Source organism: Lentzea albida (assembly GCF_900111005.1).
Classification (GTDB): Bacteria; Actinomycetota; Actinomycetes; order Mycobacteriales; family Pseudonocardiaceae; genus Lentzea; species Lentzea albida.
Window position 1 is genome coordinate 1 of record NZ_FOFV01000037.1, and the last position, 15,551, is coordinate 15,551.

Annotated in this window: 13 protein-coding genes and 1 pseudogene; 10 read left to right on the forward strand and 4 right to left on the reverse strand. The window is 72.3% G+C overall.

Features of this window, described 5'->3' with window-relative positions:
- Positions 1–282, forward strand: a pseudogene (locus BMY74_RS43730) (cytochrome bc1 complex cytochrome b subunit); the annotation flags it as partial.
- Positions 283–363: 81 nt separating this feature from the next.
- Here the strand turns inward: BMY74_RS43730 and BMY74_RS43735 are convergent.
- Together BMY74_RS43735 and BMY74_RS43740 are read right to left on the reverse strand one after the other, a co-directional pair.
- The gene (locus BMY74_RS43735) at positions 364–651 is read right to left on the reverse strand and encodes an Lrp/AsnC family transcriptional regulator (RefSeq protein ID WP_089928349.1); all 288 of its coding nucleotides are present in this window, start codon (positions 649–651) and stop codon (positions 364–366) included.
- Positions 652–893: 242 nt separating this feature from the next.
- Positions 894–2,594 carry a DEDD exonuclease domain-containing protein gene (locus BMY74_RS43740; RefSeq protein ID WP_089928352.1) on the reverse strand — a complete coding sequence of 567 codons (1,701 nt, stop codon included), beginning with the start codon at positions 2,592–2,594 and terminating at the stop codon, positions 894–896.
- Positions 2,595–2,776: 182 nt separating this feature from the next.
- Between BMY74_RS43740 and BMY74_RS43745 the strand changes: the two genes are divergently transcribed.
- The 4 genes from BMY74_RS43745 (at position 2,777) to BMY74_RS43760 (ending at position 7,165) form a co-directional block, all read left to right on the forward strand.
- Complete coding sequence (locus BMY74_RS43745) at positions 2,777–4,132, forward strand: NYN domain-containing protein (protein ID WP_425434911.1); 1,356 nt, start codon at positions 2,777–2,779, stop codon at positions 4,130–4,132.
- 65 nt (positions 4,133–4,197) lie between these two features.
- Positions 4,198–5,202, forward strand: coding sequence for a C40 family peptidase (locus BMY74_RS43750; protein WP_089928355.1), 1,005 nt, complete (start codon positions 4,198–4,200; stop codon positions 5,200–5,202).
- Positions 5,203–5,283: 81 nt separating this feature from the next.
- Entirely contained in the window at positions 5,284–6,051 is a 768-nt protein-coding gene (locus tag BMY74_RS43755) for a hypothetical protein (protein ID WP_089928358.1), read from the forward strand.
- Between the two features lie 10 nt (positions 6,052–6,061).
- Positions 6,062–7,165: a glycosyltransferase family 4 protein gene (locus BMY74_RS43760; protein ID WP_089928361.1), complete on the forward strand. Its 1,104-nt coding sequence runs from the start codon at positions 6,062–6,064 to the stop codon at positions 7,163–7,165.
- A 94-nt stretch (positions 7,166–7,259) separates the two neighbouring features.
- Here the strand turns inward: BMY74_RS43760 and BMY74_RS43765 are convergent, their stop codons facing one another.
- Together BMY74_RS43765 and BMY74_RS43770 are read right to left on the reverse strand one after the other, a co-directional pair.
- Positions 7,260–10,127: an AfsR/SARP family transcriptional regulator gene (locus tag BMY74_RS43765; RefSeq protein ID WP_089928365.1), complete on the reverse strand. Its 2,868-nt coding sequence runs from the start codon at positions 10,125–10,127 to the stop codon at positions 7,260–7,262.
- 247 nt (positions 10,128–10,374) lie between these two features.
- A complete protein-coding gene (locus BMY74_RS43770; protein ID WP_089928370.1) occupies positions 10,375–12,171 on the reverse strand; it encodes an AMP-dependent synthetase/ligase in 1,797 nt (598 codons plus the stop codon).
- Positions 12,172–12,269: 98 nt separating this feature from the next.
- On the opposite strand from BMY74_RS43770, the gene BMY74_RS43775 reads away from it, so the two are divergent.
- Genes BMY74_RS43775 through BMY74_RS43795 form a run of 5 tightly spaced genes read left to right on the forward strand, consistent with a single transcriptional unit; the run spans position 12,270 to position 15,546 of the window.
- Positions 12,270–12,650 (forward strand): polyketide cyclase / dehydrase and lipid transport, encoded by a 381-nt coding sequence (locus BMY74_RS43775; RefSeq protein WP_089928373.1) that lies wholly within the window; start codon positions 12,270–12,272, stop codon positions 12,648–12,650.
- Positions 12,651–12,708: 58 nt separating this feature from the next.
- Positions 12,709–13,497, forward strand: a complete 789-nt coding sequence (locus BMY74_RS43780; protein ID WP_177230231.1) for a metallophosphoesterase family protein — start codon at positions 12,709–12,711, stop codon at positions 13,495–13,497.
- Between the two features lie 23 nt (positions 13,498–13,520).
- Positions 13,521–13,961: an SRPBCC family protein gene (locus BMY74_RS43785; RefSeq protein WP_089928379.1), complete on the forward strand. Its 441-nt coding sequence runs from the start codon at positions 13,521–13,523 to the stop codon at positions 13,959–13,961.
- Positions 13,958–15,166: an ArsA family ATPase gene (locus tag BMY74_RS43790; RefSeq protein ID WP_089928382.1), complete on the forward strand. Its 1,209-nt coding sequence runs from the start codon at positions 13,958–13,960 to the stop codon at positions 15,164–15,166. The genes BMY74_RS43785 and BMY74_RS43790 overlap by 4 nt, the downstream gene beginning before the upstream one ends.
- Before the next feature lie 23 nt (positions 15,167–15,189).
- Positions 15,190–15,546 (forward strand): hypothetical protein, encoded by a 357-nt coding sequence (locus tag BMY74_RS43795; RefSeq protein ID WP_177230232.1) that lies wholly within the window; start codon positions 15,190–15,192, stop codon positions 15,544–15,546.
- The last annotated feature ends 5 nt before the right edge of the window (positions 15,547–15,551 follow it).

The following is a 15,551-nucleotide window of genomic DNA, read 5'->3' on the forward strand; positions in this document are numbered from 1 at the left end:
CTGCCGCATGGTGAGTTCATCGAGATCCACCAGCCGCTGGGCCCGGTGGACGACCACGGCCACCCGATCGCGCTGGCGTATCAGGGTGCGTCGGTGCCGAAGAAGATGAACAAGCTCGGCTCGGCCGGTCACCCGGTCGCGGGTAGCACGTGGTCGCCGGACCCGGTCGAGGAGACCGTGGCCCTGCAGAACGCGCGCAAGCACATCCACGCCTCCGAGGGCACCAGCTCACAGGACGAGGCGAGCGAGCTCGCGGGCAGGCCCTCCGACCCGAAGGCCTGACCTCCAGCTGAACGACCGAAAGGCCCCCGTGAACTTTCACGGGGGCCTTTCGGTCGTGGGAGGCTCTGACTCGCTTGCTTCCTACTGGCCGTCGTCCAGGCCGATGGAGAACGCGGCCTCGTCGTCGCGCTTGGAGTAGCTGCGGAACGCGATGTGCGTGTCGGTGTTCAGCACGCCGGCGACCTTGCTGATCTTGCCGGGCACCAGGGCGGCGAGGTCCTCGTGCTTGCTGACCCGCACCAGCGCGATCAGGTCGACGTCACCGGCGCAGGAGTACACCTCGGTGACTCCGTCGATGTCGGCGATCTCCTGCGCCGCCTCGGGAATGCGTTCGGCGGCGGCCTGGATCAGCACGATGGCGGTGACCACGGCGTCCTCCTCGGGTCTTGGGCTCCGGTGTCTCAAGCACCCGTAGTCTGCCCTACCGGCTGATCACGGGCGTGAGGACGTCACCGCTCATGACGCACGGCTGGCGTGCGGCGTTTCGCCGTCGCAGCGCGGTCTGCACGACGGACGACGGGTCGTCGTGCGGACGGGCGCAACGCTCGGCACCTCGGACCCGCACACCGAAAACCCGGACGGCGTGGTCCGCCGCCACGGTCGCTGACAGGTCAGTTCCGGTGGTCGTGGATCGGGCGGGCGCTCGCCGCCTGCTCGGCCCACGGGAGCCAGGCCGCGGCGGCGCCGGCGGGGGACGACCACGGCTCGTCCGCGTAGACGAGGCGGGTGCCCGGCTGGTCGAGCCAGCGCAGGACGACACCGGCCTCCTCCGGGGGCGCGCCGCGCAGCGGGCCCGGTGTCGGGACGACCGTCTCGGCCGAGGCGACCAGCGCGTCGACCACCGGCATCGGGCGGGTGCCGCGGCGGGCCACCCCGGCGGAGGCGAGGCGGCCGTAGCGGACGACCGCGAACTCCCAGCCGCCCTCGCGGTCCGGTCTGGCGGCCACGAGCTGGGGGAGTGCGGCGAGGGCCGCGAGGCGTTGCGCGCGGTCCAGGGACCTGACCAGGCCCGCCAGGCGGTCGCGGCGGCGGGCGGCCTCCTCGAAGCGTTCGGCCGAGGCCAGGCCGTTCAGCTGGGTGACGAGGGTGCGCAGCGGGTCGGCGCTGCGGCCGACGACAAGGTCGCGCACGGCGATGACGGCGGGGGAGTACTCGTCGACCGTCTGCTTGCCCGCGCAGGGAGCGCGGCAGCGGTCCAGTTCGGCGAGTGCGCACGGGGAGGCGCGCTGGTTCGTCGCCGGGATCTTGATGGTGCACGAGCGCAGCGGCACGGCGTCCAGCAGGGCCTCGGCGACCGCCTCGGCCGCCTTGCGCGTGCGGAACGGGCCCAGCGCGCCGTCCCGCGGGACCTTGACCAGGGAGATCCGGGGGAACGGCTCGTCGGTCAGAGTCAGCCACCAGGCGTGGTGCGGGTTCTTCGAGCGGCGGTTGTAGGCGGGGCGGTGAGCGCGTAAGAGGCGCAGCTCGCGCACTTCCGCCTCCAGCGGGTGGGCGCACTCCACGGCGTCGACGCGGACGGCGAGCGCGACCATCTCCCGCAGCCTGCGGCGGCCCTCGCTCGCCGTGAAGTACTGGCGGACCCGGCGCCTCAGGTCGGAGGCCGTGCCGACGTAGAGCACCTCCTCCTTCGGGCCGCGGAAGAGGTAGACGCCCGGTGTGTTGGGCAGGTGGGCGGCCAGCGAGCGCTTGCGGCGCTGCTCCGGTGTCACCTCCGGCAGGTACGCGAGCAGCTCCTCCAGCGAGTGCACGCCCACGTTGCCGACACGCTCCAGCAGCGCGTGCAGCACCTCGACCGTCGTGCGGGCGTCGGCCAGGGCGCGGTGCGTCGGCTTGGTCTCCGTGTGGAAGAGGTCCGAGAGCGCCGACAGGCGGCACGACGGCGCCTCGTCGCGGCTCAGCACCCGCCGGGCGAGCTTCACCGTGCACACGACCGACGGCTTCGGCCAGCGGTAGCCGTGGCGTTCGCAGGCGGCCTTCATGAAGCCGACGTCGAAGCCCGAGTTGTGCGCGACCAGCACCGCCCCCGCCGCGAACTCGAGGAACGCGGGCAGCACCGTCTTCATGGTCGGCGCGCCCGTCACCATCAGCTGCGTGATCCCGGTCAGCTGCGCGACCATCGGCGGGATGCCGCGCTCCGGGTCCACGAGCGTGGCGAACTCGCCGAGCACCTGGCCCCCGCGCACCTTCACCGCGCCGATCTCGGTGACGGCGTCCTCCTCGTTGCTGCCGCCCGTGGTCTCGAGGTCGAAGACGACGAACGTCGTGTCGCGCAGCGGCGTCCCGAGCTCGTCGAAGGACAGTTGTCCGGTCACGCGGCTGACGTTAGCGACGGGGTCTGACAATTTTCGCCGGCGATCTTCGGGAGTGCCCTGACCTGCGGTTGCTCCATTGGAGTGGAGTTCAGGTGATCTTTTCCAGATCGTTGTTGCCGCCGCGGACACGTCCGTGCGCCGCTCGAGTGCGGGGGCTCTAGCCTGTGGGGGTGTCCGAACCGGTGCCCGAGCACGAGATCGACCAGCCTGCCGCGGAGGCGGGTGAGTCCGCAGGGGAATTCGCAAACGAGTCCACTGTGGACTGGTCGGCGCTGCCGGAACCGTTGCGGGTGAGGCTCGCGGAGCTGGGTGCGGACGCGCTGGGCGAGATGGCGAAGGTCGACGTGCCGCAGCACCTGCGCCCCGTCGCGAAGTTCGCCCCGACGAAACGTGCCCGGCTCGGTGGCTCGCAGGTCGTGGCGGGGCTGCGGGACTCGGCGAACTTCCGCACCGCCGTGGTCGAGTGGCTGCGCAAGAACAGGCCGTCGACGCTCGAGGTGACCTCGCCGGACCCGGTGACGGCGGCCGCCGCGGCGGTGCTGACCGGCGACGACGTGGCGCCGCACTACGTGGAGCTGGTGTCGCGGCGGGTCGGCGACGCGACGCTGCGGGCCGAGAGGGACGCGGCCGTCGTGCGCGCCGAACGGCTCGAAGGCGAGCTGGAACGGCTGCGGGCCGAACGCGCTCAGCTCGACGGCGCCGCCGAACGCGTCCGCGCGGAGGCCGAGGTCGAGCTGGAACGCCTCCGCAAGCGGTTGCGCGAGCAGGGCGTGAAGCTGCGCGAGGCCAAGGACGCCGCCGAGGCCGCCGCCGCCGAGGTCGGCAAGATCCAGGAACGCACCGACGACGAGGTCAAGCGCCTGTCCGCCGAGCGGGACCGGGAACGCGAACGCGCCGAGACCGAGCGCGGCAAGGCGCAGCGCGCGATCGCCGACGCCGAGGTGGCGCGGCAGTCCGCGCGCGAGGCCCGGCAGGCCGACGAGGTGCGTCTCGCGTTGCTCGTGGACACCCTCGACGGCGCCGTCACGGGACTGCGCCGCGAGCTGGCCCTGGGCGGCAGCGGACCGCGTCCCGCCGACCTCGTGCGGGGTGCCAGCGCCTCGCAGGGGGCCGTCGGCCGGGTCGAGGACCCGGCGGCGCTGGACCGGCTGCTGGCGTTGCCCGCGGTGCACCTGGTGGTGGACGGCTACAACGTCACGAAGACCGGTTACCCGGAGCTGTCGCTGTCGGATCAACGCGACCGGCTCGTGCACCAGCTGGCGGTGCTGGCCGCGCGCACGGGCGCCGAGGTGACGTTGGTGTTCGACGGCGCCGGTGTGGTGGCCGTGCCCGCGGCGGCCCCTCGTGGCGTGCGCGTGCTCTTCAGCGATCCCGGTGTTCTGGCCGATGACGTCATCCGCGCCCTGGTCACGGCGGAGCCCGAGGGGCGCCCCGTGGTGGTGGTGACGTCCGATCGCGCGGTCGCCGACTCGGTGCGCCGCCGGGGTGCGCACCCCGTGCCGTCCGCCGTGTTGCTGGCCCGTCTCGGGCGAGTTTGATCACCCGGTAGCCTGACGCCGTCGATCTTGACGGTCTGGTTCTGGCGAAGGGGATCGGCGACCTCATGTCGCGCAACTCCACCCGTGTTCTCGTGGTTCTCCTGATGTTGTTGACGGCCGCTCCCGCTGCCTCCTTGGCGGCACAGCCGGCGGATCCCGCGCGCGCGTACGCGGACCTGACAGCGCAGGCGACGAAGCTCAACGAGGAGGTCCTGCGCGCGCAGGAGGACCTCGACCAGCGCAGGGCCGAGCTCGACCGCGCGACCGCGACGGTGGCGGCGGCGCAGCAGGTCGAACGGCAGGCCAAGCGCGACCGCGACGACTTCCAGGGCCAGGTCGACCTCATCGCCCAGGCGTCGTTCGAGGGCGCCCGGTTCAACCAGCTGTCGGCGCTGCTCGTGGCGGACTCGCAGCAGGACTTCCTGAACCGCCTGGAGATGATGCGGGTCCTGGCCGCGGACAAGGCCGAGTCGCTCGCCCGCCTGTCCGGCGCGGTGGAGAAGGCCCGCCAGGCGCACCAGGTGGCCGAGAACGCGCGCGCCCGCGCCGCGGAGACCACCGCGGCGGCCGAGAAGCTGAAGGGCGAGCTGGACGGCCGCAACCAGGCGTTGCAGGCGCAGATCACCGAGGTGCGGACGGCGCTGACGCGGCTGCCCGCCCCCGTCGTGAACCAGCTGCGCGATCCGGGGGACCGCTCGCCGATCAGCACGCCGTCCGGCGTGGCGGGCACCGCGCTGACGTTCGCGCTGGCGCAGCGCGGCGACGAGTACAGGTACGGCGGCACGGGCTTCGACCAGTGGGACTGCGCGGGGCTGACCATGAAGGCGTACGCGGCCGCGGGGATCACGATCCCGCGCACGTCCGGGGGCCAGGCCGGGGTCGGTCGCGTGGTGTCGCGTGACGACGTCCGCGCGGGTGACCTGATCGTCTACTACGCGAGCAGGTCGCACGTCGCCATGGCCGTCGACGGCACGCGGGCGGTGCACGCCTCCACGGAGGGGCAGCCGGTGAAGATCGCGCCCATCGACGCCATCGGGCCCATCGCGGTGATCCGGCGCATCGAGGGCTAGTGGTGTGGCTCTGAACGCTGCCGGTGTACTCGTGGTCAGACGGGTGTGTCGGGGTGCCGCCACGCCACTAACGTTGCGCCGGTGAGGCACCTCCGGACGTTGCTGGCGATCACCGTCGCCATGACGTTCCTGCTGGGCGTCACCGTCGCCCTGCGACCGGTCGAGGCGCCGCCGCTCGTGGCGCCCCGGTGCGACGAGAGCGTGCTGACGACGGCGTCGGGCACGGTGACCAGCAGTTCCTGTGACGGTGAGCTGGCGTCGCGCGTGTCGGGCCTGCTCGACTCCTCCGTCGACGGCGTCGCCGATGTATTGGATATCAGTTGGGTGAAGCGCGTCGACGTCGTCGTCCCCGCGTCCGACAGCGAACTCGTGTCGCTCGTCGGGCCGGCGTTCGCCGACATGGCCGGGGTGGCCATCAGGGACGGCTCCGGGCAGCGCGTCGTCCTCAACCGGGTGCGTGCGGCGGCGTTGTCGGACCTGGAGCTGAAGGTGCTGCTGCGGCACGAGATCACGCACGTCGCGACGCGCGACCTGACGTCGGACTCGGCCCCGCTCTGGCTGGTGGAGGGGTTCGCCGACTGGGTGGCGTTCCACGGCCTGGGGTTGTCGCTGCGGCAGGCCGCGCCGCTGCTCACGCCGGAGGTCTCGGCACTGCCGGTCGACTTCGGCGGTGCCGGCCGCGACCTCGCCTACCAGCAGGCGTACTCGATCATGGTCTACCTGGAGTCGGGGCTGGGGGAGCGTGGCGTCGTGGACTTCTTCCTGCGGTACGCGTCGTCGTCCGCGGTGGATTCCGGCGTTGTCGACGTGGCGGGCTGGCGCGATTTCCTGAGGAAGAGCATCGGATAGCGTTGGGTTCGTGCGCCGAACCTTGCTGGTGACCAACGACTTCCCGCCCCGCCCCGGTGGCATCCAGTCCTACCTGCACTCCTTGGCGACACGGCTGCCCCAGGACTCGCTCGTCGTGTACGCGCCGAAGTGGAAGGGCTCGGACGAGTTCGACGCCGAGCAGCCGTTCCCCGTGGTGCGGCACCCCACGTCGCTGATGCTGCCGACGCCGGACGTGCTGTCCCGCGCCCGCGACATCGCCCGCGCCGAGTCGTGCGAGGCCGCGTGGTTCGGAGCCGCGGCACCGCTCGCGCTGCTGGCGCCGTCGCTCGGGCTCAGCCGCGCGGTGGCGAGCACGCACGGGCACGAGGTCGGCTGGTCGATGCTGCCGGTCGCACGGCAGGCGTTGCGCGCGATCGGGTCCGGTGTGGACGTCGTGACCTACGTCAGCCGCTACACCCGCTCGCGGTTCGCCGCGGCGTTCGGCCCGATGGCGGCGCTCGAACACCTGCCGTCCGGAGTGGACACCGAGCAGTACCGTCCGGACCCGGCCGCGCGCGCCGAGATGCGCCGCCGCTACGGCCTCGGCGACCGGCCGGTGATCGTGTGCGTGTCCCGCCTGGTGCCGCGCAAGGGCCAGGACGTCCTGATCCGCGCCCTGCCGCTGATCCAGCGGTCGGTGCCGGACGCCGCGCTGCTGATCGTCGGCGGCGGGCCGTACCGGGGGACGCTCGAGAAGCTGGCCGGCGGTTCGCGGGACGTCGTGCTGACCGGTTCGGTGCCGTGGGAGGAACTGCCCGCGCACTACAACGCGGGCGACGTCTTCGCGATGCCCTGCCGCACGCGCGGCCGCGGCCTCGACGTCGAAGGGCTCGGCATCGTCTACCTGGAGGCGTCCGCGACCGGGCTGCCCGTGGTGGCCGGGCGGTCCGGCGGCGCCCCTGAGACCGTGCGGGACGGCATCACCGGCAACGTCGTCGACGGCCGCGACGTCGAGAACGTCGCCGAGCGCGTCGCGTCGTTGCTCGCCGATCCCGAGATGGCCGCGAAGATGGGACGTGCGGGGCGCGAGTGGGTCAGCGACCACTGGCGCTGGGACCAGCTGGCGCACCGGCTCGAAGGCCTGATCGGCTGATATCCGATATATCGGCCTGGTCGGCGGACCAGGCTCCCAGGTGGGGCGCTGGTCCATCTCGTCGGTGTCGTCTGCTCGGCACGGGTGGACGGCCTCAGGCGAGTTCGCGGGCCCGGTTCTCCAGCGCGCGCAGCCCCAGTTCCGCACCGCGCCGCGCCGCCTGGTCCGCGGTCGACCGGGCGTCGGCGTCGCGGTCCAGGTCGCGCAGCACCACGGCGAGGTCGATGAGCGCCCGGACCTCGCCCGAGGCGTAGCCGATCCGCCGTGCCGTCGTCAGGGCCTGTTCGAACAGGCCCGCGGCGGAGTCGAGGTCGGACAGGGCGCGGCGGGTCTCGCCGAGGGTGAGGCGGACCGACGTGGCCACCTGCTGGTCGCCGCCGTCCGCCACCAGGGACAGGGCCCGCGACGCCAGCGAGAGGGCCTCGAGGGTGTTGCCCGAGGCGAGTTCCAGGGCGGCGAGGTTCTCCAGCGCCTCGGCCTCGCCGGCGGGGACGTTGCCGATCTCCAGGGCCCGTTCGAGGTGGGCGCGGGCCTCGTCCAGGCGTCCCTGCAGGCGCAGCGCCATGCCGAGGTACGTGTGGCTGTCGGCGTTCGGGGCGAGGGCCAGCGCCTGCGAGAAGTGGTCGACGGCGCCGTCGACCTCGCCCAGTTCCACGGCCAGTTGGCCGAGGTTGTAGAGGCCGGTGCTGACGCTGTCCGCCGAGGACGGGCGCAGCATCTCCAGGCAGCGCAGCAGGGCGTCGCGGGCGGCGACCAGGTCGCCCGAGCGGCGGTGCACCAGGCTGAGGTTGTTGAGCACGCCCGCCTCGGCGTCCCTGTCGCCGAGCTCCCGGTAGAGCTCGACGGCGTGGTCATGGTGCTCGACGGAGCGCGCGTACTCGCCCAGGCGCAGGTAGAGGGTGCCGAGGTTCGCGTGCATCGCGGCCTCGGCCGGGCGGTGGGCGGACGCCTGCGCTGCCTGCAGGCCGTGGTGCGCGGTCGCGAGCCACTCGCCCACGTGCTGGCCGATCCACAGGTAGCCGCGCAGGGCGTCGGCCAGTTGCCAGGCCATCGTGGCCGGGCCGTGCTCGGCGGCGTGCCGGATGGCGGCGATGAGGTTCGGGCGTTCCGCGTCGAGCCACGTCAGGGCCTCGGCCGCGGTCGAGATCCGCGGGGCCGGGCCCGTGGACGACGACGGGAGCCGCACGATCCCGGGGTAGAGCAGCTCGGCGCAGCGCTCGACGCCGCGCAGGTAGTGGTTCAGCAGGGCGGTCCACGCCACCTGCTGCTCGGCCGGGGTGTCCGACTCCTCGCGCAGCGCGGCGGCGTAGCGGACGAGCTCGTCGTGGAACCGGTAGCGGCCGGGCGCCGGGGACACCACCAGCCGCGCGATCGCCAGCACCGCCAGCAGGCCGTCCGCGTCGACGTCGGCCAGCGCGGAGGCGGCCTCGGCCGTGAAGTCCGGTCCCGGCACCACCGACAACAGCCGGAACAGGCGTTGCGGCGCGGGAGGCAGCGCGGCGTACGCGAGCTCGATCGGCGAGCCCGAGATCGTCACGTCGTCCCGTCCGGCCAGGTACGCGGCCGCGACCCGCAACGCGAGCGGCAGGTGCCCACACCGCTGCGCCAGCTCCACGTGGTCACCCGGCCCCAGCAGGGTCGACAGCAACGACTCCGACTCGGCCGGCGAGAACACGTCCACCGGCACGGTCCGCGCGCCGTTCAGGGCGATCAGCCCGCGCAGGTCGTCGCGCGACGTCACGAGCACGCGGCAGGACGCCGTCCCCGGCAGCAGCGGCCGCACCTGGTCGGGTGCGGAGGCGTTGTCGAGCACCAGCAGCATCCGCCGGCCCGACAGCAACGATCGCAGCATCGTGCTCTGCTCGTCCGCGTCCGGCGGGATCTCGTCCGGGGGCACCCCCAGCGCCCGCAGGAACCGCGACAGCACGTCCACCCCGTCCGCGGGCGCGCCCAGGGCGTAGCCGCGCAGGTCGACGTACAGCTGACCGTCCGGGAACCGGTCCCGCAGCAGGTGCGCCACGTGCACCGCCAGCGTCGTCTTGCCCACCCCCGGCGGCCCCGCCAGCGTCACGATCGGCACCGACCCCGTGACCAGGCCGGAGATCCGTTCCACGTGCGCGGACCGCCCGGTGAAGTCCGCGATGTCGTCCGGCAGCCGCATCGGTGAGGCGGGCTCGCGCACGACGGCAGCGGGCTTCACCACCGGCGCCGCGAGCTCCGGCGACCCGACCAGGATCGCCTGGTGCAGCGACCGCAGCTCGGGGGAGGGGTCGATGCCCAGCTGCTCGTCCAGGGTCCGGTCGAGCTGCCGGAACGCCTCCAGCGCCTCCGCCTGCCTGCTGCTGCGGTACAGCGCGAGCATCAGCTGCGCCCAGAACCGCTCCCGCAACGGGTGGTCCCGCGTCAGCCCGAACAGCTCCGGCACCAGGTCCGCGTGGTCGCCCAGCGCGAGCTCGACGTCGACCCGCTGCTCGTGCACCGTCATCAGCAGCTCGGTCAGCCGGGGGGCGTGCTCGGCGTACAACGTCTCGGACGGCACGTCGGACAACACCGGCCCGCGCCACAGCTCCAACGCCTCGGCGAACGCCTTCCGCGCCGTGACCAGGTCATCCGAGGAAGCCGCCGCACGGCCGCGAGCCGCCGCCTGAGCGAACCGATGCACGTCCACGGCAGACGGATCCACACGCATCCGATAGCCGTCAGCCGCGGTCTGGATCAGCGAGGGGTCGCCCAGGGCCGCACGCAACCGCATGACGTACGTCTGCAACGTGCCACGCGTGCGCGCGGGAGGTGTGTCCCCCCACACGTGCCCGACGAGTTCCGTCACGGGAACGACGCGGTTCGGCCGCAGCAACAACGCCGCCAGCAACGCTCTGTGCTTGCCCGCTCGCAGTACGACAGCGGCGCCGTCCAGGCGCACCTCCAGCGGGCCGAGCAGCCGGAACTGCGGACCCGAAGCCATTGCCTTCCCCTCGCGCGAGCCGGACGATCCCCGTCTGCCCGACAGCCTATGCGCGCTCTGTCGCCGGGTGACATCGACGCGTCAGCGATACGTCAGCGCCGTCGGGCAATCTTCTCCACGTCCCGGTCGGGGGGCCGGGGCAACACACTTCTCGGGTTCTGCGGAGTTCTCCGCGGATCACGATCGCTGGGGGTCGAAAGGCCCAGGAGCTTCGCAGAGCTCCTGGGCCTTTCGCGCTTTCCGCCTGCTACTTCGCGTAGATCGCGTCGATGTCCGCCGAGTAGGTCGTCGCCACGACGGAGCGCTTCAGCTTCAGCGACGGCGTCATCTCGCCGCCCGCCTCGGTGAAGTCGACCGGCAGCACCCGGAACTTGCGGATCGCCTCGGCCTTGGAGACCGACTTGTTCGCCTCGTCCACCACGGCCTGGATCTCGGCGAGCAGGTCCGCGTCCTCGATCAGGTCGGGGACCTCGGCCGACGCCGGCTTGCCGTGCGACTCCTTCCACGACGGGAAGAACTCCGGGTCGATCGTGATCAGCGCGCCGATGAACGGCTGCTTGTCGCCGACGACCATGCACTGCGAGATCAGCGGGTGCGCCCGGATGCGGTCCTCGAGCTGCGCGGGGGAGACGTTCTTGCCACCGGCGGTGACGATGATCTCCTTCTTGCGGCCCGTGATCTTGAGGTAGCCGTCGGAGTCGAGCTCGCCGATGTCCCCGGTGTGGAACCAGCCGTCCTCGAGGGCCTCCTTGGTGGCGGCCTCGTTGTTCCAGTAGCCGGTGAAGACGATGTCGCCCTTGATCAGGATCTCGCCGTCCTCGGCGATCCTGACCGACGTGCCGGGCACCGGCAGGCCGACCGTGCCGACCTTCTCCTGGCCGCGGAACGTCACGCACGCCGCCGCCGACGTCTCGGTCAGGCCGTAGCCCTCGTAGACCGGGACGCCCGCGCCGCGGAAGAAGTGCGACAGCCGGTCGCCCAGCGGCGCGCCACCGGACACCGCCGCCATCGCGCGGCCACCGAGGGCGGCGCGCAGCTTCGAGAACACCAGCTTGTCGAACACAGCGTGCTTGATCCGCAGGCCGATGCCGGGACCGCCGTCGTCCAGCGCCTGGCTGTACGCGACGGACGTGGCCTCGGCGGCGTCGAAGATCTTGCCCTTGCCGCCCGCGTGGGCCTTCTGCTTCGCGCCGTTGTAGACCTTCTCGAACACGCGCGGCACCGCGACGACGAACGTCGGCCGGAACTGGCCGAGGTCCTCGACGAGGTTCTTGACGTCGGCCGTGTGGCCCAGCGTCACCCGCGAGTACACGCACGCGAGGTACAGGGCGCGCGCCAGGATGTGCGCGAGGGGCAGGAACAGCAGCAGCGAGTTGCCGGCCGTGAGGATCTCCGGGAACCGCGACAGCGCCGACCGCACCTCGGACAGCAGGTTGCGGTGCGTCAGCGTGCAGCCCTTGGGACGGCCGGTGGTGCCGGACGTGTAGACCAGCGTCGCCGTGTGCTCCGCCTGGACCTGCCCGCGGCGCTCGTGCACCTGCTCGTCGGTGATCTCGGCACCCAGCGCGGTCAGCTCGTCGACCGCCGCGGCCGAGCCGTCGACCTGCCACACGTGGCGCAGCTCGGGCAGCTTGCCGACGACCTCGTCGACCAGCGCGCGGTGCTGCGGCGCCTCGACGAACACGGCCTTCGCGCCGGAGTCGGACAGGATCCACTCGATCTGGTCCGCCGACGACGTCTCGTAGATGGGCACCACGACGCCGCCCGCCGCCCAGATGGCGAAGTCGAGCAACGACCACTCGTAGCGCGTCTTGGACACGAGGCCGACCCGGTCGCCGAGCTCCAGACCTGCTGCTACCAGGCCCTTCGCGACGGCCATCACCTGCGCGGCGAAGTCACGCGCGGTGATGTCGACCCAGGTGCCGTCGACCTGCCTGCGGAAGCTGACGGCGTTGCCGAAGCGCTCCGCGTTGGCCCACACCATGTCGGTGAGGTTCTCCTCCGGAGCCACAGCGGCGGTGGCGGGGACGCTGAACTCGCGCACGTCAACCTCCGTACGGTGAAATGTTACTGGTCGGGAAACTTAGCGTGTGATTCCGGCGATACAAAGGTCGGTACGCCCTTCCGTTACCTTTTGTCCTCATGGCCAGCGTGGACGTCGTCGACGAGACTTTCCTCGCGGTACCACCCAGCGTGGTCGCCGCGGCTTTCGCCTCGCCCCCGGCGTGGCGGGAGTTCTGGCCCGACCTCGAGCTCGACGTCTACGCGAACCGCGGTGACGAGGGCCTGCGCTGGACCGTCGGCGGGGCGCTCGTCGGCACGATGGAGGTCTGGCTCGAACCCGTCCTCGACGGCACCGTGCTGCACTACTTCCTCCGCGCTGATCCGCCCTCCGGCTCGTTCACGCCGCGCGACGCCCGCCGTGAGGTGCAACGCCGCCAGCTCGACGCGAAGTCGGTCTCGCTGGGGCTCAAGCTGACCCTGGAGGACGGTCGCCCGGCCGGCTGCCCGCCGGCAGGGTGATCTTGCTCGACTTCCGTCTCGCGGAACACCTCCATGCGGCGTCAACTAAGTTGGAACCGTGCGGGTTCACGTGGTTTCCGATGTCCACGGCAACGCCGAGGCGCTGGCGCGCGCCGGTGACGGGGCCGACGCCCTCGTCGTGCTCGGCGACCTGATCGACTTCGTCGACTACCACGACCACTCCAAGGGCATCCTCGGCCGCGTCTTCGGGCCGGAGAAGGTCGGGATCTTCGCCGAACTGCGGCGCGGCACCCGGCGCGCGGACACGGCGAGCTACATCCGGTCGCTGTGGGACGGTCTCGCCGACGCGCGGTCCGTCGTCGAGGAAGCGGTGCTGGAGCAGTACCACGCGCTGTTCAGCGCCATGTCCGCGCCGACGTACGCGACACCGGGCAATGTGGACAGTCCGCAGCTGTGGCCGAGGTTCGCCGGGGACGGGGTGCACGTCCTCGACGGCGAGGCGGCGGAGATCGGCGGGCTCAGGTTCGGCTTCGCGGGCGGCGGGCTCGCGGTACCGGGAGTCGTCCGCAACCCCAACGCGCCGTGGTTCCCGTACGTGCGCACGGAGGAGGACATGGCGGACGCGCTGGACCGGATGGGGCAGGTCGACGTGCTGTGCACGCACATCCCGCCGTTGGTCCCGGAACTGACCTACGACGTCGTCGCGCGACGGCCGGAGTGGGGTTCGCGGGCCGCGCTGGACAAGATCCACCGTGAACGTCCGCGCTGGTCGGTGTTCGGGCACGTGCACCAGCCGTTGGCCCGGCGCGTGCGCCTCGGGCACACCGAGTGCGTCAACGTCGGGCACTTCCAGCGCAGCGGCAAGCCTCACGTCCTGAACTGGTAGCCACGCGAGTAACCTCCACGTCTATGGCCGACGAGTCCACTCAGTCCATCGTCATCGACGCTCCGCCAGAGAAGATCATGGCGATCATCTCGGACTTCCCGTCGTACCCGGACTGGGCGAACGGGATGAAAGAGGTCGAGGTCCTCGACACCTCCGCCGACGGCCGTGCCCAGCAGGTGCGGTTCGCGATCGACCAGGGCCCCGTCAAGGACGAGTACACCCTGGCCTACGACTGGGCGGCCGACGGCCTGTCGGTCAAGTGGCACCTCGTCAAGGGCACGATGCAGAAGGCGCAGCAGGGCAGCTACGTGCTCGCGCCGTCCGGCACCGGCACCAAGGTGACGTACACGCTGTCGGTGCAGCTGGTGATCCCGATGATCGGGCTGTTCCGCCGCAAGGCCGAGAAGCTGATCCTCGACACCGCGCTCAAGGAGCTCAAGAAGCGCGCGGAGAAGGCGGCTTGAGCCGGGTCCTGCTCTTCACCGGCAAGGGCGGGGTCGGCAAGACGACGCTGTCCGCTGCCACGGCCGCCTCGCTGGCCGCGCACGGGCGCAAGGCGCTCGTGGTCTCCACCGACCCCGCGCACTCGCTGGGCGACGCGCTCGACGTGCGCCTCGGCGCCGAACCGTCCGAAGTGGACGGATCAGGCGGCCTGTTCGCGTGCCAGATCGACCCGCGCGGCCTCGTCGACGAGGCGTGGGGCGAGCTGCGCGGCCACCTGCGGACCGTGCTCGCGGGCGCCGGTGTCGACGAGCTCGACGCCGAGGAGCTCACCGTGCTGCCGGGCGTCGAGGAACTCCTCGCCCTGGCCGAGGTGCGCAGGCTCGCTGCCTCCGGGCCGTGGGAGGTCGTGGTCGTCGACTGCGGGCCGACCGCCGAGACGTTGCGGCTGCTGTCGCTGCCCGAGGCGTTCGCCGGGTACCTCGAACGGCTCTTCCCCACCCACCGGCGGGTGGTGCGCGGCCTGCTCGCGGGCGTCGCGGGCACCGGGACCGTCGAGAAGTGGGACGCGACGGCCGACGCGCTGAGCCGTCTCGCCGAACGGCTGGACGCGCTGCGCTCGATGCTCGCCGACCCGTCGTCGTGCTCGGTGCGGCTGGTGCTGACACCCGAACGGGTCGTCGCCGCCGAGACCCGCCGCACGCTGACCGCGCTGGCCCTGCAGGGCATCCGCGTCGACAGCGTGATCGCGAACCGGCTGGTGCCCTCACCGGGGGCCGCGCGCGGTGCCGCCGCCACCTGGCTGCGCACCCGCCGCCAGGAACAGGACGCGGTGCTGGCCGAGCTGACCGGCATCGGCGAGATCCGCACGGTCGACCACCGCGCGTCGGAACCCGTGGGCGTGACGGCGCTGCTGGAGGTCGCCGACCAGCTCTACGGCGACGCGGACCCGTTGCCGGGTGACGCGGAGGCGGCGTCGATGCTGGAGGTGTCGGGCAGCGGACGCGGGCTCGACGCCCGGTACTCGCTGCGGATCGCGTTGCCGCTGGCCGACGACACGGAGCTCGACCTCGCGCGCGTCGGCGACGACCTCGCGCTGACCGTGGACGGGCGGCGCCGGCTCGTGGCGCTGCCGTCGTTGCTCAGGCGCTGCATCGTCACCGGTGCGGAGATGGACTCGGGTGGCGTGACGGTCCGATTCCGTCCCGACCCGTCGCTGTGGCGATAAATCGGGGCGCTAGGAGCCAGTAGATGACCCAGGACAACACCGGCAAGCTCGCCGAGGAGCTGCGGCTGCTCATCGACACCGCCGCCGAGCGCATGCAGCCGTGGTTGCAGCGCGTGGCCGAGGCGGGCGACGGCGCGCACACGCCCGAGACGTGCGGCTGGTGCCCGTTGTGCAACGGCGTGGCACTGCTGCGCGGCGACCGCTCCGAGCTGGCCGCGAAGGCCGCCGAGCACGCGGCGGGCCTGGTCGCGGTGCTGCGCGCGGCCCTGCGCGAGCCCGGTGCGCCCCCGGCACCCGCCGGGGAGGAGCCCGCGCCGGACTCCGGCCACGACGCCGGGCAGCGCGTGCAGCACATCAAGGTCGTCAGGAAGACCGACTAGTGCTC